Origin of the sequence: Solilutibacter pythonis (assembly GCF_003697345.1) — a bacterium.
Classification (GTDB): Bacteria; Pseudomonadota; Gammaproteobacteria; order Xanthomonadales; family Xanthomonadaceae; genus Solilutibacter; species Solilutibacter pythonis.
Window position 1 is genome coordinate 45,256 of sequence record NZ_RFLY01000016.1, and the last position, 22,823, is coordinate 68,078.

Annotated in this window: 20 protein-coding genes and 1 tRNA gene; 14 read left to right on the forward strand and 7 right to left on the reverse strand. The window is 69.0% G+C overall.

The annotated features are described in order from the left end of the window. Positions 1-29: 29 nt before the first annotated feature. Positions 30-1,172 carry a DNA-processing protein DprA gene (gene dprA / locus EBB59_RS10785; RefSeq protein ID WP_122102159.1) on the reverse strand — a complete coding sequence of 381 codons (1,143 nt, stop codon included), beginning with the start codon at positions 1,170-1,172 and terminating at the stop codon, positions 30-32. A 72-nt stretch (positions 1,173-1,244) separates the two neighbouring features. Beyond that, positions 1,245-2,417: a LysM peptidoglycan-binding domain-containing protein gene (locus tag EBB59_RS10790; RefSeq protein ID WP_122102160.1), complete on the reverse strand. Its 1,173-nt coding sequence runs from the start codon at positions 2,415-2,417 to the stop codon at positions 1,245-1,247. Between the two features lie 144 nt (positions 2,418-2,561). Here EBB59_RS10790 and def point away from each other — a divergent pair, with 144 nt between their 5' ends. The 4 genes from def (at position 2,562) to EBB59_RS10810 (ending at position 7,218) form a co-directional block, all read left to right on the forward strand. Next, complete coding sequence (def, locus tag EBB59_RS10795; protein ID WP_122102161.1) at positions 2,562-3,071, forward strand: peptide deformylase; 510 nt, start codon at positions 2,562-2,564, stop codon at positions 3,069-3,071. A 140-nt stretch (positions 3,072-3,211) separates the two neighbouring features. Further along, entirely contained in the window at positions 3,212-4,129 is a 918-nt protein-coding gene (fmt, locus tag EBB59_RS10800; protein ID WP_122102162.1) for a methionyl-tRNA formyltransferase, read from the forward strand. Beyond that, the gene (gene rsmB, locus EBB59_RS10805; RefSeq protein ID WP_122102163.1) at positions 4,110-5,420 is read left to right on the forward strand and encodes a 16S rRNA (cytosine(967)-C(5))-methyltransferase RsmB; all 1,311 of its coding nucleotides are present in this window, start codon (positions 4,110-4,112) and stop codon (positions 5,418-5,420) included. Before fmt ends, rsmB begins: the two co-directional genes overlap by 20 nt. A gap of 103 nt (positions 5,421-5,523) precedes the next feature. After that, on the forward strand, positions 5,524-7,218 hold the full coding sequence (locus tag EBB59_RS10810; RefSeq protein ID WP_122102191.1) for an ArnT family glycosyltransferase: 1,695 nt from the start codon (positions 5,524-5,526) through the stop codon (positions 7,216-7,218). Here EBB59_RS10810 and EBB59_RS13505 read toward each other — a convergent pair. Then, on the reverse strand, positions 7,189-7,980 hold the full coding sequence (locus EBB59_RS13505) for a glycosyltransferase family 2 protein (RefSeq protein WP_147455567.1): 792 nt from the start codon (positions 7,978-7,980) through the stop codon (positions 7,189-7,191). The two genes, EBB59_RS10810 and EBB59_RS13505, sit on opposite strands and share 30 nt — an antisense overlap. A gap of 14 nt (positions 7,981-7,994) precedes the next feature. Here EBB59_RS13505 and EBB59_RS10820 point away from each other — a divergent pair, with 14 nt between their 5' ends. Continuing rightward, the gene (locus tag EBB59_RS10820) at positions 7,995-9,023 is read left to right on the forward strand and encodes a glycosyltransferase (protein ID WP_158601781.1); all 1,029 of its coding nucleotides are present in this window, start codon (positions 7,995-7,997) and stop codon (positions 9,021-9,023) included. Between the two features lie 3 nt (positions 9,024-9,026). Here the strand turns inward: EBB59_RS10820 and EBB59_RS10825 are convergent, their stop codons facing one another. The 3 genes from EBB59_RS10825 to EBB59_RS10835 form a co-directional block, all read right to left on the reverse strand. After that, positions 9,027-10,523 (reverse strand): PH domain-containing protein, encoded by a 1,497-nt coding sequence (locus tag EBB59_RS10825; RefSeq protein WP_122102165.1) that lies wholly within the window; start codon positions 10,521-10,523, stop codon positions 9,027-9,029. A 10-nt stretch (positions 10,524-10,533) separates the two neighbouring features. Next, positions 10,534-11,046: a PH domain-containing protein gene (locus EBB59_RS10830; RefSeq protein ID WP_122102166.1), complete on the reverse strand. Its 513-nt coding sequence runs from the start codon at positions 11,044-11,046 to the stop codon at positions 10,534-10,536. Between the two features lie 79 nt (positions 11,047-11,125). After that, on the reverse strand, positions 11,126-12,037 hold the full coding sequence (locus tag EBB59_RS10835; RefSeq protein WP_122102167.1) for a lauroyl acyltransferase: 912 nt from the start codon (positions 12,035-12,037) through the stop codon (positions 11,126-11,128). A 43-nt stretch (positions 12,038-12,080) separates the two neighbouring features. Between EBB59_RS10835 and dtd the strand changes: the two genes are divergently transcribed. The 6 genes from dtd to hemC all read left to right on the forward strand — a co-directional run bounded on the left by dtd (position 12,081) and on the right by hemC (position 17,051). Then, positions 12,081-12,521 carry a D-aminoacyl-tRNA deacylase gene (gene dtd, locus EBB59_RS10840; RefSeq protein WP_122102168.1) on the forward strand — a complete coding sequence of 147 codons (441 nt, stop codon included), beginning with the start codon at positions 12,081-12,083 and terminating at the stop codon, positions 12,519-12,521. A gap of 60 nt (positions 12,522-12,581) precedes the next feature. Continuing rightward, on the forward strand, positions 12,582-14,444 hold the full coding sequence (gene rpoD / locus EBB59_RS10845; protein ID WP_122102169.1) for an RNA polymerase sigma factor RpoD: 1,863 nt from the start codon (positions 12,582-12,584) through the stop codon (positions 14,442-14,444). Between the two features lie 79 nt (positions 14,445-14,523). After that, positions 14,524-14,599: transfer RNA gene (locus EBB59_RS10850), tRNA-Ile, on the forward strand. A 14-nt stretch (positions 14,600-14,613) separates the two neighbouring features. Further along, positions 14,614-15,282: an alpha/beta hydrolase gene (locus tag EBB59_RS10855; RefSeq protein WP_158601782.1), complete on the forward strand. Its 669-nt coding sequence runs from the start codon at positions 14,614-14,616 to the stop codon at positions 15,280-15,282. Positions 15,283-15,375: 93 nt separating this feature from the next. After that, positions 15,376-16,098: a LytR/AlgR family response regulator transcription factor gene (locus tag EBB59_RS10860; RefSeq protein WP_122102171.1), complete on the forward strand. Its 723-nt coding sequence runs from the start codon at positions 15,376-15,378 to the stop codon at positions 16,096-16,098. Between the two features lie 44 nt (positions 16,099-16,142). Continuing rightward, the gene (hemC, locus tag EBB59_RS10865; protein ID WP_122102172.1) at positions 16,143-17,051 is read left to right on the forward strand and encodes a hydroxymethylbilane synthase; all 909 of its coding nucleotides are present in this window, start codon (positions 16,143-16,145) and stop codon (positions 17,049-17,051) included. A gap of 18 nt (positions 17,052-17,069) precedes the next feature. Here the strand turns inward: hemC and EBB59_RS10870 are convergent, their stop codons facing one another. Continuing rightward, the gene (locus EBB59_RS10870; RefSeq protein ID WP_158601783.1) at positions 17,070-18,833 is read right to left on the reverse strand and encodes an SLC13 family permease; all 1,764 of its coding nucleotides are present in this window, start codon (positions 18,831-18,833) and stop codon (positions 17,070-17,072) included. Positions 18,834-19,161: 328 nt separating this feature from the next. On the opposite strand from EBB59_RS10870, the gene mltB reads away from it, so the two are divergent. From mltB to EBB59_RS10885, 3 genes are all read left to right on the forward strand, one after another. Next, positions 19,162-20,268 (forward strand): lytic murein transglycosylase B, encoded by a 1,107-nt coding sequence (gene mltB / locus EBB59_RS10875; RefSeq protein WP_122102174.1) that lies wholly within the window; start codon positions 19,162-19,164, stop codon positions 20,266-20,268. After that, entirely contained in the window at positions 20,265-21,539 is a 1,275-nt protein-coding gene (locus tag EBB59_RS14405; protein ID WP_122102175.1) for a septal ring lytic transglycosylase RlpA family protein, read from the forward strand. The genes mltB and EBB59_RS14405 overlap by 4 nt, the downstream gene beginning before the upstream one ends. Before the next feature lie 72 nt (positions 21,540-21,611). Beyond that, positions 21,612-22,808 carry a D-alanyl-D-alanine carboxypeptidase family protein gene (locus tag EBB59_RS10885; protein ID WP_425451831.1) on the forward strand — a complete coding sequence of 399 codons (1,197 nt, stop codon included), beginning with the start codon at positions 21,612-21,614 and terminating at the stop codon, positions 22,806-22,808. Positions 22,809-22,823: the final 15 nt, after the last annotated feature.

The window sequence follows — 22,823 nt, forward strand, 5'->3', positions numbered from 1 at the left end:
GCCCTGCGCCGGTGGCGCGTTACAGGTGATCAGCGGGATACCGGGGACTTGCGGGTGTAGCGACCATGTTCGACCGACACACGGCCTTCCAGTTCCAACGCCAGCAGCATGGGCGAGAGTTCGACCACCGTCAATCCCGTTCGTGCCACCAGGGTATCCATAGGGGTGGGGTCATGGCCGAGCGCCCGCCACAAGCCATGGGGGTCGGGAGGGTCGGCGTTGTCGTCATCCCCCGACGCCGGGGTGGAGCCGCCAAGGCGTTGGCGCAAGCCGGTGGCCAGGTGGTCGAGGAGCGGGGCCAGCGATGCCAGTATTTCGTCGGGGCTGGCGATCAGGCCGGCGCCTTCGCGCAGCAGGCGGTGGCAGCCGCGCGCCATCGGGTTGTGGATCGAGCCGGGCAGGGCGAACACCTCGCGCCCGGCCTCGGCGGCGAGCCGGGCGGTGATCAGCGCGCCGGAGCGTTCGGCGGCCTCCACCACCAGGGTCGCCAGGGTCAGCCCGGCGACGATCCGGTTGCGCGCGGGGAAATGGCCGCGCATGGGCGGCGTTCCCGGCGGCAGTTCACTGACCAGCACGCCGCGCCCGGCGATCCGCGCCATCAGCTCCGTGTGGGCGGCGGGGTAGGCGACGTCGGGACCGCAGCCCAATACGGCCACCGTCAGCCCTTCGGGGGCGGCCAGCGCGCCGGCATGGGCGGCGGCATCGATCCCGGCGGCGAGGCCGCTGGTGATCGCCCAGCCGCCGGTGGCCAGTCGCCGGGCGAAGGCATGGGCGTTGTCCAGCCCGTTGGCGCTGGCTCGCCGGCTGCCGACGATGGCGATCTGCGGATGCCAGAGCCGCCCCGGCTCGCCAGCCACGAACAACGCCAGCGGCGGGCGGCGGGTACGGGCCAGCAGCGGCGGATAGTCGGGGCCGTGGCAGCCGATCAGGTGATGGCCGGGCGTGTCCAGCCAGCGCCGAGCTTGGTCGATGCGGCGCTCGGCGCCAGCATCGCGCCCGCGCAGGGTCGAGCGCGCCGTTTCGTCGAGGCCGGCGTCGCGCCATGCGCCGGGGCCGGCGGCCAGGGCCGCCTGGGGTGAGCCGGCGCCCGCCAGCAAGCGGTGGCGCGGGGCGAGGGCGCCGCCGGCCAGGGCCAGGCGCAACAGGGCATCCGTGTCGGGTGTGAGCGGCATGCGTACAGCCTGCCGCGGAAACGAAGACGGCGCCCTCGGGCGCCGTCTGGTGGTCGGGTCGGAAAAGTCCGCTCAGTACGGGGCGTCGGGATGCTTCAGCTCATAGCCGGCCTTGCTTGGCTTGACGCTGTCCATCACCAGGCCATAGCTGACCTTGTCGAAGGTGCGGAAGACCATCACATGGCCGGCGAATTCGTCCGGCAGGCGCACTCGGTTGTTGCCGCCGACCAGATCCTGGCTGCGTTCCGGCACCTGCACGCGGTCCACCGCGTGGCTGCCGACCCGCCACATCGAGAAAACGGTGCCGTTGTCGACGCCGTCGCGGGCGCCGACCGAGAGCGCCACCACGTCGCGCGGGCCGGCCACGATGTTGCGGTCGGCCACCGACAACACCTGGGCCTTCTGGTAGGGGAACTGGCGTTTCGGCGGGTGCGGGATGAATTGCAGGTCGTAGGCGGTGCTTTCGATCGGTACCAGTTTGTCGCCAATCCGGACTTCGACCATCTTGTCGTCAAGCATCAGTGTGGAGGCTTCGATGCCGCCAGCCTCGCCACGGGTGATCACGCCGGTATTGACCTTGCGCATCTCGATGCCGAGCTTTTCCATCCTGCCGCCCTTGGCCAGCAGGATTTCGCTCCAAATTCGTTCGTAGGACGGGTCCAGTATGGGCCGGCCGGCACGGTCGAGCTGGTCGTGGCCGACCAGCGCGCAGCAGCCGGCGCGACGGCCCATCCGGTAGGTCTGCACCGGGCGCAGCACGGCGAAGCGCTGGCCGGATCGGGAACTGGGACCCAGGCCGCGCACGTACACGGATTGGCTCTGGATGCCCAGCAGGCGGTCGTCTTCGAGGCCGACCACATAGGGGAGGTTGTCGATGCGGTCGTATATCCGCATGTCCTTCAGGAACGGCTCGACCTGCGACAGCGGCACCGCCGGGATCGGCGCGTCAGCGCGCGGGCCGGGCTGGACGCGGTTGAGGTAGGCCAGGCTCAGTACGTCGCCCGGGTAGATCAGGTGCGGATTCCCGACCTGTGGATTGGCCTGCCAGATTTCCGGCCACAGCCACGGCTTCTTCAGGAAGCGCGCGGCGATGTCCCACAGGGTGTCGCCCTTGCGCACCACGTAGGTATCCGGGTGGCCGCCGCGGAACTCCTGCGCCAGCGTGTAACCGGCCATCGCGGTCAGCGCGGTGGCAATGAAGGCGATCCGCAGTTTGTGCGTTACGCGTGAAAAATCGACAGCCATCAAAAAATTCCCCAAGGATCGGCCCCGCAACGGAGCATTTTGACCTCAACGGGGGCGGATTCACAACCATCACGTTAGAATCCGCCCTCTACACTAGTGACTTGGATTGGCCGTTTCCCCACGGCCGGACATTGCCCGACCGCCATGGCCCTGCTGACGATACTCGAATTTCCCGATCCCCGCCTGCGCACCAAGGCCGTGCCGGTCGATGCCGGCGCCGTGCCGGGCGCGGATTTCCAGAAGCTGCTCGATGACATGTTCGAAACCATGTACGCCGCGCCCGGCATCGGCCTGGCGGCGAGCCAGGTGGACGTGCACCAGCGTTTCATGGTGATCGATGTCAGCGAGGCGCACGATGAGCCGCTGGTCTTCATCAACCCGGAGATATTGGCGAAGCAGGGCGAGCAGGTCTATCAGGAAGGCTGCCTGTCGGTGCCCGGCATTTATGCCGATGTCACCCGCGCCGATGCCATCACCGTGCGCGCGCTGGGTCGCGATGGCCAGCCCTTCGAAAGGCATGCCGATGGCCTGCTGGCCGTCTGCATCCAGCACGAGATGGATCATCTCGATGGCAAGCTGTTCGTCGATTACCTCTCGCCGCTCAAGCGCGAGATGGTGAAGCGGAAGCTGGCCAAGCAGAAGAAGGCGGCATGAGCGGGGGCCGGGGGCCGGGGGCCGGGGGGCGGGGAAAAGTCGCGGAGCGACTGAATAACAGCGCCTGGAGACAAAGCCGCCGCCCGGCTTCCGCTTCGGCTTTTCCCTGGGCTCTGCTTTCCGCCCCTGGCCGCTGACCGATGAGAGTCGTTTTCGCCGGTACCCCGGAATTCGCCGTGCCCTGCTTCCACGCGGTGCGCGAGAAAGTGGGCGTGAGCGCCGTGTTGACCCAGCCCGACCGCCCGGCCGGGCGCGGGCGCGGGGTGCAGATGTCGCCGGTCAAGCAGGCCGCGCTGGCCGCCAACGTCGCCGTGCACCAGCCCGAAACGCTGAAAGCCCGCGAGGCGCGCGAATGGCTGCGCGCGCTGCAACCGGATTTGCTGGTGGTGGTGGCCTACGGCCTGATCCTGCCGCAATCGATCCTCGATATCCCGGTGCATGGGGCTTGGAACGTGCACGCCTCGCTGCTGCCGCGCTGGCGCGGCGCGGCGCCCATCCAGCGGGCGATCGAAGCGGGCGATGCCGAAACCGGCGTTTGCCTCATGCGGATGCAGAAGGGCCTGGATACCGGGCCGGTGATGCTGAGCCTGACCACGCCGATCGGCGAGACCGATACCGGCGGCAGCCTGCACGACCGGCTTGCCGCGCTCGGTGCGCAAGTGTTGGCCGATGGCCTCGGTTTGCTGCGGATCGGCCTTCTGCCCAGCGCGATTGCGCAGGACGAAGCGGGCGTCAGCTACGCCCACAAACTGGACAAGGCCGAAGCCCGGCTGGACTGGACGCGGCCAGCCGAACGGCTGGCGCGCCAGGTGCGTGCCTTCCACCCGTGGCCGGTGGCCGAGGCGGTGTTGGGCGGCGAGCGCGTGCGCATCCACGGCGCGCTGCCGCTCGCGGCGGTCGATGCCGGCAATGCCCCACCCGGCACGATCATCGCCACCGGCCGTGAAGGCATCGATGTCGCCACCGGCGCGGGCGCGCTGCGCATCCGCGTGTTGCAGCGCGAAGGGGGCAAGGCGATCACCGCCGCCGACTGGCTCAATGCGCGACGCATCCGCTGAGCGGCCGATGAGCGGCGTACAACCCCGCATGGCCGCCGTCCGCGCGATCGACGCGGTACTGCACCGTGGCCGCTCGCTGAAGGCCGAACTGGGCGTGGAACTGCCGAAGCTCGCCGACCCGCGCGACCGTGCGCTGGTCGAGGCGATCGTGATGGCCGCGTTGCGCGAGCATGGCCGCTACGCCGAGGCGCTGAACGGCTGGATGACGCGCCCGCCCGGCAAGCGCGACGGCGCCTTGCGGGCGTTGCTCTACGCCGGTTTCGCCCAACTCGATGCGATGCGGCTGCCCGCGCACGCCGCGGTCGATGCCACGGTCGAGACCGCGCGCGGGCTGGGCCGTGGCCACCAATCCGGGCTGATCAACGCCCTTCTGCGCCGCGCCTTGCGTGAGCCGCTGCCGGCGCCGCGCGCCGACGCCGCCTGGCCGCGCTGGCTGGCCGAGCACATCCGCGTCGCCTGGCCGGACGATGCCGAAGCCGTTTTCGCCGCCAGCGCCCAACCGCCGCCGATGTGGCTGCGGGTGAATCGCCGCCGCATCGCGCGCGCCGCCTATGCCGAGCGCCTTGCCGATGCCGGCATCGCCCCGCATCCATCGCCGGACATGGATGACGCCATCCGCCTCGACACGCCGCTGCCGGTGGAGGCGCTGCCCGGTTTCGCCACGGGCGAAGTCTCGGTGCAGGACGGCAGCGCCCAGCGTGTCGCCGATGCCCTGGCGCCGCCGGTCGCCACGCGCGTGTTGGATGCGTGCGCCGCGCCGGGCGGCAAGGCCGCGCACCTGGCCGAGCGCCATCCCGGCGCGCGCGTCCTGGCGCTGGATACCGACGCGCGCCGCGTGCGCCGCATGGAGGAAGGCTTCGCCCGGCTCGGCCTTTGCGTTGAATCGCGGGTGGCCGATGCGACCGCGCCTGATCGGTGGTGGAACGGCGAGCCCTTCGGTGCCATCGTCATCGACGCCCCGTGTTCGGCGACCGGCATCGTTCGCCGCCAGCCAGACGTGCTGCTGCATCGGCGCGAAACCGACATCGCCGCACTGGTCGCGTTGCAGGCGCGTTTGCTGGATGCGCTATGGCCTCTGCTCGAATCCGGCGGCAGCCTGCTGTACGCGACCTGCTCGATCCTAGCGGTGGAGAACGCGCGGCAGATCGAGGCGTTTCTGGCCCGCACGCCCGAGGCGCGGCTCAAGCCGCTGGATGCGCGTTTTGGCCGCGATACCGGCTTTGGCCACCAACGCCTGCCGGGCGAAGACGGCATGGACGGCTTTTTCTACGCCCGCCTCGCGCGCGATTGAGCCAATGGAAGGCCGCCGTGGCGGCCAAGCCGGATGCCGCTACAAGACCCATGGCAGCCGGGCCCGAAGCGCGATGCAGGAGCGCTCCGTTATCCTGCCCGCCATGCCGAATCTCGATACCCGCCGTGAACGTCTTTTCTTCTGGCTGACCGCCTTCGTCCTGCTGTTTGCCGGCCTTGGCTTGCGCGACCCCTGGCCCGCCGACGAGCCGCGCTTCGCGCTGGTGGCGCGGCAGATGGTGGAGAGCGGGCAATGGCTGTTCCCGATGCGCGGCGACGAGCTGTATCCGGACAAGCCGCCGCTCTTGATGTGGCTGCAAGCGGTCTTCCTCTCGACGACCGGCAGCCTGCGCCTTTCTTTCCTGCTGCCGACCCTGCTGGCTTCGCTCGGCACGTTGGCGCTGGTGCGCGATCTCGGCCGCCGGCTGTGGAATGCCGAGGCCGGCGCGTACGCATCGTGGGCATTGCTGTTCGCCCTCCAGTTCACCTTCCAGGCCAAGCGCGCGCAGATCGACCCGCTGGTGGTGTTCTGGATCACGCTCTCGGTCTACGGCTTGCTGCGCCATCTGCTGCGCGGCCCGGCCGCGGCGTGGTGGTATCTCGGCTGGGCGGCGGCGGGGCTTGGCGTGATCAGTAAGGGCGTCGGCGTGGTGGCGCTGCTGGTGCTGTTGCCGGCCGCGTTCGCGTGGGGGCGGCGCTGGCCCGGCATCGGCCGGGTGCGTGGGCGTGAATGGCTGGGCGGCGTCGCCATGCTGCTGTTGCCGGTCCTGCTCTGGCTGGCGCCGATGCTGCTGGCGGTCAAGGCCAGCGGCGACCCGCTGATGCAGGGCTATGCCGACAACATCCTGCTCAAGCAGACCGCCCAGCGCTACGCCAATGCCTGGCATCACCATCAGCCCTGGTACTACTTCCTCGTGGTGATGGCGACGCAATGGTTGCCGGCGGTCGCCGCCGTGCCCTTCGTCGCGCCGCGCTGGCGCGAGGCGCTGAAGGCGCGCGATGCCCGCGTCCTGCTGCCGCTCGGGGGCGTGGCGCTGATCGTGCTGTTCTTCTCGCTTTCCAGCGGCAAGCGCGAGGTCTACATCCTGCCGGCGCTGCCGTTGCTGTGCCTGGCGATGGGCCCGTGGCTGGGCGATGTCGTGGGCCGGCGCGGTGTGCGCGCCGGCGCTTTCGTCGCCGCTGTGCTGTTCGCGCTGTCATTGCTCGTCGCCGGCCTGGCCGTGGTGCTTGGCCAGCCCGGTTTCGAGGCCCGGCTCGCGGCGATCCGCGGCACGGTGGATGGCGATGCGCTGGGCGCGATGCTGGCGGTCATCGGCGGCGTCGGCTTGTTCGCCGCGTTGGCCTTGCGGCCGAAGCGCGGCGTTGCGGCGTTGCATGCGGTGATCGCCGCGCTGTGGCTGGGCTACAGCTTCATCGGCTATCCGCTGTTGAACGATGCCAGCTCGGCGCGCGGGCTGATGCGCGCGAGCGGCGAGAGGATTGGCCCGGACGCCGAGCTGGCGCTGGTGGCGTGGAAGGAACAGAATCTGCTGATGGCCGACCGCCCGGCGCGCACCTTTGGCTTCAAGCGCGACAACGCCGGGCAGTTGCGCGATGCCCGCGCCTGGCAGGCCGAGCGTCCGCAAACGCGCTGGCTGCTGATCGAGGACGATGCGCTGGACGATTGCATCGACGACAGCCACGCCATCGACATGGGCGTCTACAACCGCCGCCGCTGGCTGTTGCTGCCGGCCGCCGCGACACGCCCCGGTTGCGTGCCGACGCCAGGCTCAGCGGCGCCGGGCGAACTCACGGAGTAGCCGGTACTTCAGCGCCGCGTAGCGCATGTGCTCGCGGTGGAAGGCGCGGCCGGCGTGGCCGTCCAGCGCGCCGCCTTGCACGATCAGGTTCTTGAGCGCGTAGGCCGCCGCCGCCAGCAGGCCGCGCCCCGGCCAGGCGTTCTTGCCGCGCGCGGCGCGCGCCTCGGCCCAAAGCGCGGCGTACTTCGCCAACTTGTTGCGGTATTCGCGCGCGCTGCGCGCGGTGTCGTGTTCCAGCCGGATGCGCGAGCGGCGCACCGTGCGCCCGGCGGTGTCGAGATACTCGTGCACCGGCACATCGGCGTGGCGCAGATCGGCGCGGAACAGCCGCTCGATCGCTTCACGCGCGAAGCTACCGTGGCGCATCGGTTGGCCCAGCCAGTGCGTGCGGCGAAGCAACAGCCAGACATCGGCCTGTTCGATTTCGCCGGCAAACAGCGCTCGCAGCGCGTCTTGCGCGTCCGCTTCCAGCCATTCGTCGGCATCCAGCAGGATCACCCATGGCTGCGTGGCGCGCGCGATGGCGGCGTTCTTCTGCCGTGCGAAGCCGTCCCAATCGCGATGTTCGACCCGCGCGCCGAGTTCGCGCGCGATGGCGACGGTGGCATCGCCGGAGCCGGAATCGAGCACGATCACCTCGCGGCAGACCGGCATCAGCGACGCCACGCAGCGGCCGATGCGGTCGGCTTCGTTCTTCGCCACCACCACGCCGGAGAGCGGAAGTTTTTCCTGTGCCGATTGCATGGCGCGGGAGTATGTCATGCGACACTTCCCCGATGAGCGCCGCGCCGCTGTCCATCGCCCACCTGCTGTTGACCCGTCGCTTCGCCGGCAGCGAGCGGCATGCGGTGGAACTGGCGAACGCGCAGGCCGCGCAGGGGCACCAGGTCACGATGATCCTGCGCAAGGCCGGCGCCGAGGACCGCCCCGACGCCATCGCCCATCGCCTGTCCGGGCGCGTGCGCGTCATCGTGGTTGGCGACCTGCTCGCCGGCTGGCGTGCGCGGCGGGTGCTGAAACGCCTGCGCCCGGACATCGCCCACGCCCATCTTTCCGGTGGCGCGCGCGCGCTGAAGGGGTGGAAGGATGCCGCGAGCCGGCGCATCGCCACCCTGCACATCCGCTACAAGCCGCAGCAGCACGAAGGGCTGGATGGCCTGATTGCCATCGCGCCCTGGCAGTTGGCCGAGATGCCCGCGGCGATGCGCGCGCGCAGCGTGCAGATCGACAATTGGACGCTGCCGCGGACACCGGCGCCCGACGCCCGCGCCCGGCTGCGCGCCGAGTGGGGCATCGCGCCCGAGGCTTTCGTGTTCGGCGCGCTTGGCCGTATCGAGGACAGCAAGGGCCTGGACGTGCTGATCGAAGCATGGCGGCGCGCTGGCCTGCCGGGCGCGGCGCGGCTGGTGATCGCCGGGCAGGGCGGGGCGTGGCAACGGTTGCGCGAAAGTGCGCCGAAGGCGGTGGCGATGCCGGGCTTCGTGGCCAATCCGGGCGATTGGCTGGAGGTTTTCGACGTCTTCGTTTCCGCCGCTCGCAGCGAGCCGTTCGGGCTGGTGCTGCTGGAGGCGATGGACGCGCGCCTGCCGGTGCTGGCTTCGGCCAGCGAAGGGGCGCGGCACCTGCGCGAAGTCATCGCCACGCCGCTGGTGCCGATCGGCGATGCCGATGCGTTGGCCGCCGCCCTGCGCGCGATGCACGAAGCCAGGCCCGCGCGTCGCGATTACCCGATGCAACGTTTCCGCATCGAGGACAAGCTGGCCGGGATCGAGGCGTTCTACCGCGCGGTCATCGCGCGCGGCTGAGGCTCACCAGCGCAGCGCGCTCTTCGCCAGCCGCTTCGCCAGCGTAGCGCGCAGGGCTTCGGCATCCTCGGGGCGCAGGTGGGCGATGTGCAGCGGGGCCAGCGCGTTGGCGCCGGCGGTGTCCAGCAGCAGGCCGCGCATGCCGAACAGGCGGTCGAGCGGCGAGCGCGTCAATTGCAGCGCCTGAAGCTTGTCCACCTCCGCGAAGCGCCATTGCCGCGACCACCAGCCGTGGCGCACGGCGATGAGCCCGCCATGCAGGCGCCAGCCGGTGCATCGCGCGGCCTTCCACGACAGGAAGGCCGACCAGGGCAGCCACAGCAGCGCCAGCCAGCCCCAGTCGCCAAAGTGCCAAATCAGCGCGGCGGCGAGTGGCGGCGTCCACAACCAGTCGCTCAGCCACATTCGCAGCCAGGCCAGCCGGTGCAGTGGCCGCCAGTCCTCCAGCGGCCATTCGACGCGCGGCAGCAGGTGGCGGACGATTTCGTCGCAGCGCGCCGGGCTGGCCACCGGGGCCAGCTCGCGCAGGCCGCGCTGCTGGTGCTGGCCGCTGGCGCTGACCGCGGTATCCACCGACAGCTCGCGACGCCCGAACAGCCGGTGCAGCACGCCTTCCTTCAATAACCAGGCCTGGATGCGCCGCTTGGGCGCACTGGTGCGGATACGGGTGAAAAGGCCACGGCTGACGGTCAGGCGGCGGCCCGTTTCGCTGAGCGTGAAGCCGTGGTACTGCATAAGCGACACCGCCACCGACAGCACCCGCAGCACCACGACGAACAGGACGAAAAAGGACAGCCCGGCCAGGAGATAGTCCAGCCAGCCGAAATGCCGGCCTTCCACGTAGCCCACGCCGGAGCGGATGAAACGCTCGCCGAGGCTTGCGAACAGGTCGGACGACACTTGCGATACGGCGGCGAAGCCGGCGGCGACCAGCACCAGGCCGCGGTTGGAGATCAAGCCGTGGCGGATCACCTCGCCGGTATCCATCGCCAGCAGCACCCGCGCCTCGGAGCCGGCGCGCGGCTCGCTGCTGGCGATGCTTTCGCCGCCGCGTTCGCGCACCAGTTTCTCCAGCGCCAGCGCCTTGTCCATCCGCAGCACACGCATCTCGGCTTCGGGCTTGTTGCCGCCGGCCGATTCCAGCCGCACCTCGGCCACGGCGAAGATCCGGTGCAGCAGCGTCTGGTGCAGGGCGACGTTGTGGATGCGCGCATAGGCGATCTGCCGCAGCTTGCGTTCGAGCAGGCCGCTGCGGATTTCGATGCGCTCGTCCAGCAGCCGGTAACGGTAGGTGAAGTATTGCCACACGGAGATGGCGGCCAGCACACCCACCCCGATGAGCGGCCACAGTTCGTTGCGGTTGCCGCGCCCGGCCAACAGCAGGAACAGGAGCGGGATGACGAACTGCTTGAGGTGCTGCAAGGTTACGAACAGCCACGACCACGGATGCAGCCGGTGTTCTTCGCCATCGATGCGCAGCGGCGGGATCGGCGGCGGCATGGCGCGGGCTTCAGTCGTCATCGCGTTCCGGCTCGATCCGGCGCGCCAACTCGGCGCGCAGCGCCTCGGCATCGTTCTCGTCCAGGCAGGGCAGCCGGACCGCGTGCGCGCGGGTGCCGGCGGTATGCACGATCAGCGTCGCCAGTGCGCGCCCGCGCTCCAGCGGCCCGCGCTTGATGTCGAGATGCTGCACCCGGGTGGCCGGCACCAGCGTGCAGCTCTGCCACAGCTTGCCGCTTTTCACGGCAAAGCCTTCCTCGTCCAGCTTCCAGCGGTAATAGCCGTGGCGGCGTCCGCCGAGCCACGCGCCGTATGCCGCGCCGATGACCAGCCCGGCGAGCGGCCCGAGCCAGTTCGGCGCATTGAAGGCGTTGTGCGCGAGCACGCCGCCGCCGATGCCCGGCAACAGTGCCAGCAGACCGAAGCCGACGGCATGGCTGAGGCGGAACAGCACCCGCCCGCGTGCCGGCAGCGGTTGCCAGATATCGGGGTGGACGACTGAAAGCGCGGGTTCGGAAAACATGGCGATAGCGGAATCGAAGTCGCGCAAGCCTAGCCGGTTTGGCCCGTCGCCGGTAACGAGCCGTCGGTAATGAACCGGCTCAGTAGCAGTCCGGCCAGTAGGGATTGCCGAATTTTCCGCCCTCGGGCTGCTGCGACCAGCGCTTGTAGGTCCACTGGTACTGCGCCGGGTCGCGGCGCACGATGGCCTCGATGCCGGCATTGAGCGCGCTTGCCGATGCCAGCGCGTCGTGGCTGGCGATCGCCGGTGGCGCGGCCTCGACCTGGAGCGTGAAGCGCGGGCCCTCGCCCTGGCGCTCGCACCAGGCGTAAAGCACCTGAGCGCCGGTGCGCTCGGCCAGCCGTCCGACCAGGGTCATGGTGGAGGCGGGCACGCCGAAGAATGGCGCCCATACGCCATCGCCCTGCTTGGGCTGCTGGTCGGGCAGGATGCCGACCACGCCACCGCCCCGCAGACGCTTGAACAATTGGCGGATGCCGATGCCCTCGGCGCGTATCTGCTCGACCCGGCCGGCATCGTCCCGGGCCTCGCGCACCCGGCGCAGGAAGGCCTCGACCAGCGGCGATTCCGGTGGCGCGTAAAGGATGGCGAGCGCCGTGCGCATCGCCAGCCAGCGGTTCAGCAGTTCCCAGTTGCCGTGGTGCGGCGCGGCCACGATGAGCCCGCGCCCCGAGGCCAGCGCGGCATCGAACAAGGCCACGCCCGGGCCTTCGTCGATCAGCGCCAGCGTTTCCGCCGCCGGGCGGGTCCAGATGCGCAGCGTCTCGAAACTCTGGCGGCCGGTGCTGCGCAGCGTCGCTTCGTGCAGGGCCGCGCGTTCGGCCTCGGGCATCCCGGGGAAGGCCAGCTCCAGCCCGCGCATCGCCACCCGGCTCTCGCGGCGGTGGCCGTTGCGCCAGTATCCGGCCAGCCGGTCGCCCAGCCAGCGCAGTGCCGGCCACGGCAGCCAGCCAGCCAGCCGGGCAAGCAGGAACAGGAGGGAGGCGCGCATCCGGCTAGTGTAGGCGCTGGCCGGTCAAAGGTATTCTTGGCGGATGCTTGCCCTGATCCAGCGCGTTGGCCGCGCCCAGGTTGATATCGATGGCGAAACCGTGGGCCGGATCGGTCCGGGTCTGCTGGCGCTGGTCTGCGCCGAACGCGGCGACGACGCGGCCCGCGTCGTCCGCATGGCCGAAAAGCTGCTGAGCTACCGCGTCTTCGCCGACGGCAACGGCCGCATGAACCGCTCGCTGACCGATACCGGCGGCCAGTTGCTCCTGGTCAGCCAATTCACCCTGGCCGCGGATACCGCCAGCGGCCTGCGCCCGAGCTTCAGCGCCGCCGCCGCCCCGGACGAAGCTGAACGCCTGTACCGGCAACTGGTACAGGAATGTCGCCGCCGCCATGCCCCGGGGGTGGAAACCGGGCGTTTCCGCGCCCATATGGAGGTCAGCCTGGTCAATGACGGCCCGGTCACCTTCCTGCTGCGAACCTGAACCCCGCGGCAGCGGCAAAACGGTATAATCGCGGGTTCCGTTTCTTTCAGGTGGCGCCATATGGCCAATGAACGTCAGGCCCAGTCCGAAATCAAGCAGCTCATCAGCAAGGGCCTCGAACAGGGCTACCTGACCTACGCCGAGGTCAACGATCACCTGCCCGACGATCTGGTCGACCCGGAGCAGATCGAAGATATCATCAGCATGATCAACGGCATGGGCATCGATGTCCATGAAGTCGCGCCCGATGCCGAGACGCTCTTGATCACCGGCGAAGGCAGCAACCGCGATGTCGACGACACCGCCGCGGAGGAAGCCGCCGCCGCGCTATCCGCGCTCGATACCGAGACCGGCCGCACCACCGACCCGGTGCGCATGTACATGCGCGAGATGGGCACGGTCGAGCTGCTGACCCGCGAGGGCGAGATCGCCATCGCCAAGCGCATCGAGGAAGGGCTGAACCAGATGCTGGCCTCGCTGGCGCTGTTCCCGCCGTCGGTGAAGATGGTGCTGGACGACTACGCCCTGCACGCCGAAGGCAAGAAGCGCCTGCCGGAGGTGATCGCCGGCTTCAACGATTACGTGGAGGAAGCCAACGCCGCGGCCGCTGCCGAGGACGAATCCGATGCCGGCAACGGCACGGACGAGGATGCCGATGCCGAGGAGGACGATGCGGACGATGGCGCCGCCGACGAACCCGCGCCCTCCGGTCCCGACCCCGAGGAAGTCAGGGCGCGCATGGCCGCGATGGCCGAACTCTACGGCAAATTCGAAAAGGCGCTGGCCAAGCATGGCGCCGGCCACAAGCCGGTCGGCAAGCTGCGCCAGGAAATGGCCGACATCTTCGTTACCTTCAAGTTCCCGCTGCCGTATTTCGATGCGCTGGTGGCCCAGTTGCGCAGCGTCCAGAACGAAATCAAGATGCGCGAGCGTCGCATCATGGAACTGTCCACCCGCCAGGCCGGCATGCCGCGCAAGGACTTCCTGAAGGCGTGGGACGGCAACCAGGTCAATTTCGACTGGGTGGACGAGATGCTCAAGCGCAAGCAGAAGTGGGGCTCCGGCCTGCGCGACGTGCGCGAGCAGATCATCGCCCAGCAGGAGATGATCCTCGGCCTGGAGGACAAGACCTCGATGACGCTTGGCGACATCCGCGAGATCGTCAAGACCATGGCCTACGGCGAGGTGCAGGCGCGCAAGGCCAAGAAGGAAATGGTCGAGGCCAACTTGCGCCTGGTCATCTCCATCGCCAAGAAATACACCAACCGCGGCCTGCAATTCCTCGACCTCATTCAGGAAGGCAATATCGGCCTGATGAAGGCGGTGGACAAGTTCGAGTTCCGTCGCGGCTTCAAGTTCTCGACCTATGCCACTTGGTGGATTCGTCAGGCCATCACCCGCTCCATCGCTGATCAGGCCCGCACCATCCGCATCCCGGTGCACATGATCGAGACGATCAACAAGCTGAACCGCATCTCGCGCCAGATGCTCCAGACCTATGGCCGCGAGGCCACCCCGGAGGAGCTGGCCAAGGAGATGGACATGCCCGAGGACAAGATCCGCAAGGTGATGAAGATCGCCAAGGAGCCGATCTCGATGGAAACCCCGATCGGCGACGACGAGGATTCCCACCTGGGCGATTTCATCGAGGACACCAACGTGATGTCCCCGATCGACGCCACCACCGACATCAACCTGATCGAGACCGTGCGCGACGTCCTCGCTGGCCTGACGCCGCGCGAGGCCAAGGTGCTGCGCATGCGCTTCGGCATCGACATGAACACCGACCACACCCTGGAGGAAGTCGGCAAGCAGTTCGACGTCACCCGCGAGCGCATCCGCCAGATCGAGGCCAAGGCGCTGCGGAAGCTGCGCCATCCGAGCCGCTCCGAGACCCTGCGAAGCTTCCTCGACGTGGAGTGAGCGCCGCGCCGGTCGTGCTACCGGAAAGCCCGCCGCATGGCGGGCTTTCCGCATCGCTCGGGTAAACTGCATCCCTTCCGGGCCTATAGCTCAACGGTTAGAGCAGAGGACTCATAATCCTTTGGTTCCAGGTTCGAATCCTGGTGGGCCCACCATTGATGGCGATCCCGTGAGCACACTCCCCGATACCCTCGAACGCGAAACCGGCCCGGCCCCCGAGTGGTCGGTGATCTGGCTGCATGGTCTTGGCGCCGATGGCAACGATTTCGTGCCGATCGTGCCGGAGCTGGTGCGGCCGGGTTGGCCGGCGTTGCGTTTCGTGTTTCCGCATGCGCCGGTGCGGCCGGTGACGATCAACGGCGGCATGCGCATGCGCGCCTGGTACGACATTCGCGAGATGGACCTGTCCAGCCGCGCCGATGCCGAGGGCGTGGCCGAATCGGTGGCGCACGTCGATGCGCTCGTCGCCCGCGAGAGTGAGCGGGGGGTGCCGCCTTCGCGCGTCGTGCTGGCCGGTTTTTCGCAGGGCGGGGCGATCACGCTGGCCGCCGGTATTCGGCGCGCGGAGCCGCTGGCCGGGTTGGTGGCGCTATCCACCTATCTGCCGCTCAGGGCGGCGACGATGGCCGGGCTCACCGACGCCGCGCGCCGGCAGCCGGTGTTCATGGCGCATGGCATGCACGACCCGGTGGTGCCATACACCGGCGGCAAGCACAGCCGCGATCTGCTGGCCGATGCCGGTTTCGACGTGGCATGGCATGCCTACCCGATGGCGCACCAGGTCTGTGGCGAGGAAATCGCCGACCTGGCCGGCTGGCTCGGCAAGCGTTTCGCCTGAGCGCCGCCGGCCGCGGGTTTCGCGCCGCCCGTCGCCACGCCTGGTGACGCGCCGATCACGCGCGCCTAACATCTCCGGCATGGGGAGTCGGGCATGAAAATTCTGATCGTCGATGACGAACCGCTGGCGCGCGCGCGCCTGCGCGGCCTGTTGTCGCGCGAGGCCGATACCGAGATCCTCGCCGAGGCCGGCGATGGCCATGCCGCCTTGCTGGCCTGCGACCGGCATCGTCCCGATCTCGTCATGCTCGACATCCGCATGCCCGGCATGGACGGCCTGCAAGTGGCGCGGGCGCTGGTCGGGCAGCCGGCACCGCCGTTGATCGTGTTCTGCACCGCTTACGACGAACACGCGCTGGCCGCCTTCGACAGCGCCGCGCTGGACTACCTGGTCAAGCCGGTGCGCGCGGAGCGGCTGGCGGAAACCCTGCGCCGCGCACGCGCGCGCCTGGGCGAAGCGCCGCCGATGCAAGGCCCGCAATCGCGCACCCAGCTTTGCGCCCGGCTTGGCGGCCAACTGCGGTTGATTCCGGTGGCCGACATCCGCTACCTGCAAGCCGAGGAGAAATACGTGGTGATCCACCACGCGCATGGCGAGGACCTGATCGAGGAATCGCTGAAGTCGCTGGAGGAGGAATTCGGCGAGCGCTTCCTGCGCATCCATCGCAATTGCCTGATTGCCCGGGATGCGCTGAAGGCGTTGCAGCGCGATGGCGAGGGGCATGCGCAGGTGTGGCTGCACGGCGTCGATCATCCGCTCGATGTCAGCCGCCGCAGCCTGGCCGAGATCAAGGAAGCGATGCGCGAGTGGGTTTGAGCGCCGCAGGCCGGGAGTCGCCGCCAATCATCGATAATGGCGGAATGAAGACGCTCCGCATCGCCACCCGCAAAAGCCCGCTGGCACTCTGGCAGACCGAACACGTCGCCGCGTTGCTGCGGGCGCGCCATCCCGACCTCGCCATCGAACTGGTGCCGCTATCCACGCGCGGCGACGAATTGCTGGACCGCTCGTTGGCGGCGATTGGCGGCAAGGGACTGTTCCTGAAAGAACTGGAATTGGCGATGTTGCGCGACGAAGCCGATTGCGCGGTGCATTCGCTGAAGGACGTGCCGATGCTGCTGGAGCCGGGCTTCGCCATGCCGGCGATCCTCGCGCGCGCCGATGCCGCCGATGCCTTCGTCAGCCCGCGTCACGCGGACATCGCCGCCCTGCCGGCCGGCGCGCGCGTCGGCACTTCATCGCTCCGGCGCAAGGCGCAATTGCGCGCGCTGCGCTGCGATCTGCGCATCGAGGATTTGCGCGGCAACGTCAACTCGCGCCTGGCCAAGCTCGATGCCGGCCAGTACGACGCCATCCTGCTGGCCTGCGCCGGTCTGCAACGGCTGGGCTTCGATGAGCGCATTCGCGCGCGGCTGGACGCGCCGTATTGGTTGCCGGCGCCGGCGCAGGGGGCGATCGCGATCGAGTGCCGCGATGATGCGCCGGCCATCCATGCGCTGCTCGCCGGTCTCGACGATGCCGACACCCGCAGCCGGGTATCCGCCGAGCGGGCGATGAATCGCGCGCTCGATGGCAGTTGTCATGTCCCGGTCGCCGCCTTCGCCACGCTCCAGGGCGACGAACTGCATCTGCGGGGCCTGGTCGGCTCGGCCGAGAGTGGTCGGCAGGTGCGCGCCGAGGGCCGTGCTCCGCGCGCGGCGGCGGAGGCGTTGGGGCAGGAGGTCGCGGCGAGGCTGCTGGCGCAGGGCGCCCGGGATTTCATCGCCTGAACGGCGGTTCCGGGTTTCTCAGAACGGGAAATAGCGCGGGATCAACAGCACCGCCATCACGAAGAACAACAGGTTGAGCGGCACGCCGATCCGCAGGAAGTCGGCGAAGCGGTAGCCGCCGGCGGTGTAGACCATGGTGTTGGTCTGGTAGCCGACCGGCGTGGCGAAGCTGGTCGAGGCGGCGAACGCCACCGCCACCAGGAACGGCTTGGCATCCACGCCCATCGCCTCGGCGCTGGCGATGGCGATGGGGGCCACCAGCACGGCCGAGGCGTTGTTGCTCATAAGCTCGGTCATCACCGCGGTCAGTAGGTAGAACATCGCCAGCGTCATCAGCGGGTTGCCGTTGCCGATCAGAGACAGCGCGCCATGGGCGATCCACTCGGCCCCGCCGGAGTTCTGTAGGGCGATGCCGAGCGGCAGCACGCCGGCCAGCAGCATGATCACCCGCCAGTCGATGCCGCCGTAGGCTTCCTCCGGGCGCAGGCAGCGCAGCACCACCAGGGCGACGCAGCCAAGCAGGGCGGAGGCGACGATCGGCATGATCTCGAAGGCCGAGAGCAGAATTGCGCCGAACATGATGCCGACCGAGAGCAGGGCGCGCATGCCGTCCACCCGTGGCTGTTCGCGCTCGCGCAGCAGCACCAGTCCCGGTTCGGTGCGCAATGCCTCCAGCGCGCGCGGCGTGGTGTCGATGAGCAGCGTGTCGCCGGCCTGGAGGGCGGCATGGTGCAGTGGCGTGCGCAGCGCCAGTCCGGGACGTTGCAGGCCGTGTACGCGCACGCGATAGACGTGCCCGAAGCGCAGCGCCGACAGGTTGCGGCCGATCAGGTGCGAGCCGGGGGCGATCAGCACCTCGGCATGGACGCGCTCGGCGGCCGGGTCGGCCACCAGGTCGCGGGCCACTTCGTCGAACTCCATTTTCAACGCCTTGCGCGCCTTTTCTATCTGCTCCCAGGTGCCGCGCAGCAGCAGGCGGTCGCCGGCCCGGATTTCGCTGGCGCGCGGGCGCGGCAGGATGTGCCCGTCGCGATAGATTTCCAGTAGATAGGCGTCGCCGATGTCGACCGGCAGCGCTTCGGCCCCGAGTTTGCCGATCGCCGGTGATTTCTCGCCGACGACCATATCCACCTGCCAGCGTCCGCGGTGCTCGTCCGCGCCACTGTCGGGGATGCCGTAATCGGGCAGCAGGAAGCCGCGCGTGAGCATCAGGTAGGCGGTGCCGGCGGCGACGAACCACAGGCCGAGGCGGGTGAATTCGAACAGGGTGAAGCCGGGCAGGCCCGATTGCTGCGCCACCGAGTGCACCAGCAGGTTGGTGGAGGTGCCGACCAGGGTGCAGACGCCGCCGAACTGCGCGGCGTAGGAGAGTGGAATCAGCATCTTCGAGGGGGATTGCCGGATCGCGCCGGCGGCGGCGATCACCAGGGGCAGGAACACCGCCACGACCGCGGTGTTGTTGACGAAAGCCGAGATGGCCACGGCCAGCATCATCATCACCAGCGCGAACAGCCACGGCCAGCGGATGCGCGAGAGCATGTCGCCCAGACCGGCCAGGATGCCGCTCCTCTGAATGCCGGCGCTCAGCACGAACATGGCGGCCACCGTCACCGTGGCCTCGCTGGAAAAGCCGGATAGCGCCTCGCGCGGGCTGACCAGCCCCAGCACCATCACGCTGGCGAGCACCAGCATCGCCACCACGTCCACCGGCAGCTTTTCGGTGACGAACAGGTAAACCGCGCCCGCCAGCACGGCGAAAGTCATCCAGATTTCTGTGCTCATACGGGCGATTCTCCGGGAAGTGGGTGATTTGGAAGCGATATCTCCCCGCAGTCTGCCGTGAGTCGGGGACATCAAGAAGCCCTGGCGCGATGATGCGCGTTCATCGTCGCGCCGAAGCGAAGCAAGGCCGGGGCCGGTTGGAAGCCGCCGAGCCTGGCCGGGGAGGCGGCGCATCGCCGCGTGAAGTGCTATGAGGTGGAATCATACCGGGGCGATCCGCCGTTCCACCGTTCGGCCCTCGGGGGCGGAGTGAGGCGGGATGAACCGGCCCGCAATTTCTTCGCCCGGTTGTGCCTGGTGGTTTTGCGCGCGTGCTACCCTCGCCGCGATGATCCGACGCGCCTTCGCTCTCGCCCTGCCGCTCGCCCTGGCCGCCTGCGCGACCAGCACGCCTCCGCCGCCGGCCGCCACCGATGCGCCGCCATCGGCGCCATCGGCCACACGCTCGCCGGCCATGGCATTGCCGCCGCAACCGCCCGAGCGCCCGGTCGCCCCGGCCGATGTGACCGACCCGGCGATCCCGCGCGAGCAGCGCGTCGCCCATTTCGTCGATTACACCGCGCGTACCTACGGGATCGATCCGGCCGTCATCCGCGCCACCCTGGCGCAGGCGCGGGCGCAGCCGCGTATCGTCGAGATCATTTCCCGGCCGGCGGAAGCGGTGCGGCCATGGAAGGACTATCGGCCGATCTTCCTCAACGATGCCCGTATCGATGGCGGCGTCGCTTTCTACCGCGAGAACCGCGCCGCGCTTGATGGCGTCGCCACCGAAAGCGGCGTGCCGGCGGAGTACATCGTCGCCATCATCGGCGTCGAGACCCAGTACGGCCGCAACATGGGCAGCTACCGGGTGCTCGACGCGCTCTACACGCTGGCTTTCGACTATCCGCGCCGCGCGCCGTTCTTCGCCGGCGAACTGGCGCAGTTGTTCGCACTGGGCAAGGCCGAGCCGCAGCTCGACATCGCCCAATTGAAGGGCAGCTACGCCGGCGCGATGGGCATGGGCCAGTTCATGCCGTCCAGCTACCGGCTGTGGGCGCGGGATGGCGACGGCGATGGCCGGCGCGACCTGCTCACGCACAAGCCCGATGTGTTCGCCTCGATCGCCAATTATTTCGTCGTCCACGGCTGGCAGCGCGGCCAGCCGGTGGTGGCGCGCGCCGAGAAAGACCCCAACCTGCCGGAATGGACGCCCGAGGTCATCGACACCGTGCACACGCTGGCCGGGCTGGCGCGTCGTGGCTACCGTCCGTTGCGCGGCCAACCGCGGCGCGACGGCGCCACCGTGATCAATTTCGAAGGCGATGCCGGCCGCGAATACTGGATTGGTTACGGCAATTTCTACGTCATTACCCGTTACAACCGTTCGCCGATGTATTCGCTGGCGGTGCACCAGCTGGCGCAGGCGATCCGCGCCGGAGTGGATCGCCGATGAGGGCCGTGCGGCTTGGCCTGCTGGCGGCGGCGGGCCTGCTGCTGGCGGCCTGCGCCGGCCCGCAGAAGAAGACCGGAGGCCCGGTTGAGGGCAAGCGCGTCGATACCCGCGGCCAAGCGGCGCAGCCGTCCCGCCCGCGCAAGGTCTCGCCCTATGCGCCGGCGCGCGAGGACCTGTCGAAACGTGGTGATTACGTGGCTGGCGGGTTGTACGCGCCGGGTGTCAAGGACACGGTGCCGGACTACATTCCCAACGTGGATGCCATCCCGGAGCCGGAGGTGCTCGATCTGCCGCGTGCGCGCCACGGCAACCGTTCGCCTTACACCGTGCTGGGCAAGTCCTATACCGTGCTGGACGATCATTCTGGTTACGTCGAGCGCGGGATGGCCTCGTATTACGGCAACAAGTTCCACGGCCGCCGCACCTCCAGCCAGGAGGTGTACGACATGTACGCCTTCACCGCCGCGCACCGCAACTTGCCGCTGCCGAGTTTCGCCCGCGTCACCAATCTCGACAATGGCAAGTCGGTGGTCGTCCGCGTCAACGATCGCGGACCGTTCCATTCCAACCGCCTGATCGATCTCAGCTATGCCGCCGCGGTCAAGCTGGGCTATCGCGAAAAAGGCACCGCCAATGTCGAGGTGCGCGCGTTGATGCCGGACGAGAGGGGCGTACTCGCCGCCGCGCCCGCGTCCACCGACGCCCTGCTCGCCGCCGCCACGGCCGCCGATCCGCGTCCGCTCCCGGTGCGCGCCGCCCAGCGGGTGGCGACCGGCAACCAGCCGGCCGCGGCGTCGGCCGGCGAATATCGCTTCGACATGTTGCAGAACGGTCGTCCGATGACGGCCGACGAATTCGATGCCTGGATGCGCGCGCGCCGGGTGCGTATCGCCACCGGCGTGCCGGGCAAGCCCGATCCCGCGTTGCGCCAGGCACCGGCACAGGCCGCGCCGATCATCGCCGAGGTGAGCCAGGACAACCCGGCGGGCGTGGCTTCGATGGTCGCCGCCACACCGGCGGCCCCGGTCGCCCTGCGGGCGGGCGGCATCGAGTTGCAGGTGGCCAGCTTTGCCAGCGCCGACAATGCCCGCCGTGCGCTGGGCATGCTGAACCAGGCCGGCGTGCCCGGCGCGCGCCTGCTCGATGCGATGGTCAACGGCAAGCGCGTCTGGCGCCTGCGGGTGGGGCCGCTGGCGGAAGCCTCGGCGCCGTCGCTGGCTTCGCGCATCGCTGGGCTTGGTTTCGGCCAGCCCTCCTTCGTGCGGCAATGAGCCGTTGATGTTTTTTCCCTTTCCATGCCGCGCAGGCGGCTTCGAGCTGTCGAGATGAAACCGACCCATTCCCTGATCCTTGCACTGGCCCCGGCCATGCTCGCCACCACTTTCGTCGGTCTTGCCGTCGCCCAGCCCCCGGCCCCGGCCCCGGCCGCCGTGACCAGCGGCGCATTGCCGACGCCGCCCGCGCCCGCGCCGAGGGTATCCACCGCGTGGTTGCTGATGGATGCCGCCAGCGGTGAAGTGCTGGCCGGCGAGAACGTGGACGAAAAACGGGAGCCGGCCAGCGTTACCAAGGTGATGACCAGCTACGTGATCGCCGCCGAAATGGCCAAGGGCAATTTGAAGCGCGACGAACCCGTGATGATGACCGAGAACGCCTGGAGGAAAGGCGGCGCCGGCACCGATGGCAGCTACAGCGGTTTCGAGGTCAACAAGGCCGCGCCGCTCATCGAGATGGAAAAAGGGATGGTGGTGCAATCCGGCAACGATGCCGCCATTGCCCTGGCCGAGCACGTCGCCGGCAGCGAGCAGGCTTTCGCCAGCCTGATGAACGGCCATGCGCAGCGCATCGGCATGAAGAACACGCACTTCGCCAATGCCACGGGCCTGTCCGAGCCCGACCATGTCTCGACCGCGCGCGACCTGGCGTTGCTGGGCCGTGCCCTGGCCCGCGATTTCCCCGAGGCGTACGCCTTCAACAGCTTGAAGCAGTTCACTGTCGGCCCGATCACCCAACTCAACCGAAACCTGCTGTTGTGGCGGGACAGTTCGGTGGATGGCATCAAGACCGGCCATACCTCCAAGGCCGGTTTTTGCTTGATGGCTTCGGCCAAGCGTGGCGACCAGCGCCTGATCAGTGTGCTGCTGGGCGGCTCCAGCGAGGAGCAGCGCGCGGTCGATTCCCAGGCGCTGCTGAACTGGGGGTTCCGTTTCTTCGAGAGCCACCGCCTGTACGATGCCGGCAAGGTGATCGCCACCCAGAAGGTGTGGAAGGGCCAGGCCGGCGAGGTCGGGCTGGGCGTGGCGCAGCCATTGGTGGTCAGCCTGCCGCGTGGCCGCTACCCGCAGATGAAGTCGTCGATGGATGTGCCGAAGACCCTGGTCGCGCCGGTCGCCAAAGGACAGCGGATCGGCAGCGTCAAGGTGACGCTCGATGGCAAGGTGATCGCCACCGCGCCGCTGGTGGCGCTGGAGGCGGTGGAGCAGGGCGGGTTCTTCAAACGCCTGTGGGATGAAATCCGGATGTGGTGGGCCTCGCTGTAAACGGTGGCGCTAGGC

What these genes read in the sequence shown, in the direction of transcription:
- dprA (WP_122102159.1), bottom strand. Translation starts at nt 1,172, where the DNA reads ATGCCGCTCACACCCGACACGGATGCCCTGTTGCGCCTGGCCCTGGCC.
- EBB59_RS10790 (WP_122102160.1), bottom strand. Translation starts at nt 2,417, where the DNA reads ATGGCTGTCGATTTTTCACGCGTAACGCACAAACTGCGGATCGCCTTC.
- def (WP_122102161.1), top strand. Translation starts at nt 2,562, where the DNA reads ATGGCCCTGCTGACGATACTCGAATTTCCCGATCCCCGCCTGCGCACC.
- fmt (WP_122102162.1), top strand. Translation starts at nt 3,212, where the DNA reads ATGAGAGTCGTTTTCGCCGGTACCCCGGAATTCGCCGTGCCCTGCTTC.
- rsmB (WP_122102163.1), top strand. Translation starts at nt 4,110, where the DNA reads ATGCGCGACGCATCCGCTGAGCGGCCGATGAGCGGCGTACAACCCCGC.
- EBB59_RS10810 (WP_122102191.1), top strand. Translation starts at nt 5,524, where the DNA reads ATGCCGAATCTCGATACCCGCCGTGAACGTCTTTTCTTCTGGCTGACC.
- EBB59_RS13505 (WP_147455567.1), bottom strand. Translation starts at nt 7,980, where the DNA reads ATGACATACTCCCGCGCCATGCAATCGGCACAGGAAAAACTTCCGCTC.
- EBB59_RS10820 (WP_158601781.1), top strand. Translation starts at nt 7,995, where the DNA reads ATGAGCGCCGCGCCGCTGTCCATCGCCCACCTGCTGTTGACCCGTCGC.
- EBB59_RS10825 (WP_122102165.1), bottom strand. Translation starts at nt 10,523, where the DNA reads ATGCCGCCGCCGATCCCGCCGCTGCGCATCGATGGCGAAGAACACCGG.
- EBB59_RS10830 (WP_122102166.1), bottom strand. Translation starts at nt 11,046, where the DNA reads ATGTTTTCCGAACCCGCGCTTTCAGTCGTCCACCCCGATATCTGGCAA.
- EBB59_RS10835 (WP_122102167.1), bottom strand. Translation starts at nt 12,037, where the DNA reads ATGCGCGCCTCCCTCCTGTTCCTGCTTGCCCGGCTGGCTGGCTGGCTG.
- dtd (WP_122102168.1), top strand. Translation starts at nt 12,081, where the DNA reads ATGCTTGCCCTGATCCAGCGCGTTGGCCGCGCCCAGGTTGATATCGAT.
- rpoD (WP_122102169.1), top strand. Translation starts at nt 12,582, where the DNA reads ATGGCCAATGAACGTCAGGCCCAGTCCGAAATCAAGCAGCTCATCAGC.
- EBB59_RS10860 (WP_122102171.1), top strand. Translation starts at nt 15,376, where the DNA reads ATGAAAATTCTGATCGTCGATGACGAACCGCTGGCGCGCGCGCGCCTG.
- hemC (WP_122102172.1), top strand. Translation starts at nt 16,143, where the DNA reads ATGAAGACGCTCCGCATCGCCACCCGCAAAAGCCCGCTGGCACTCTGG.
- EBB59_RS10870 (WP_158601783.1), bottom strand. Translation starts at nt 18,833, where the DNA reads ATGAGCACAGAAATCTGGATGACTTTCGCCGTGCTGGCGGGCGCGGTT.
- mltB (WP_122102174.1), top strand. Translation starts at nt 19,162, where the DNA reads ATGATCCGACGCGCCTTCGCTCTCGCCCTGCCGCTCGCCCTGGCCGCC.
- EBB59_RS14405 (WP_122102175.1), top strand. Translation starts at nt 20,265, where the DNA reads ATGAGGGCCGTGCGGCTTGGCCTGCTGGCGGCGGCGGGCCTGCTGCTG.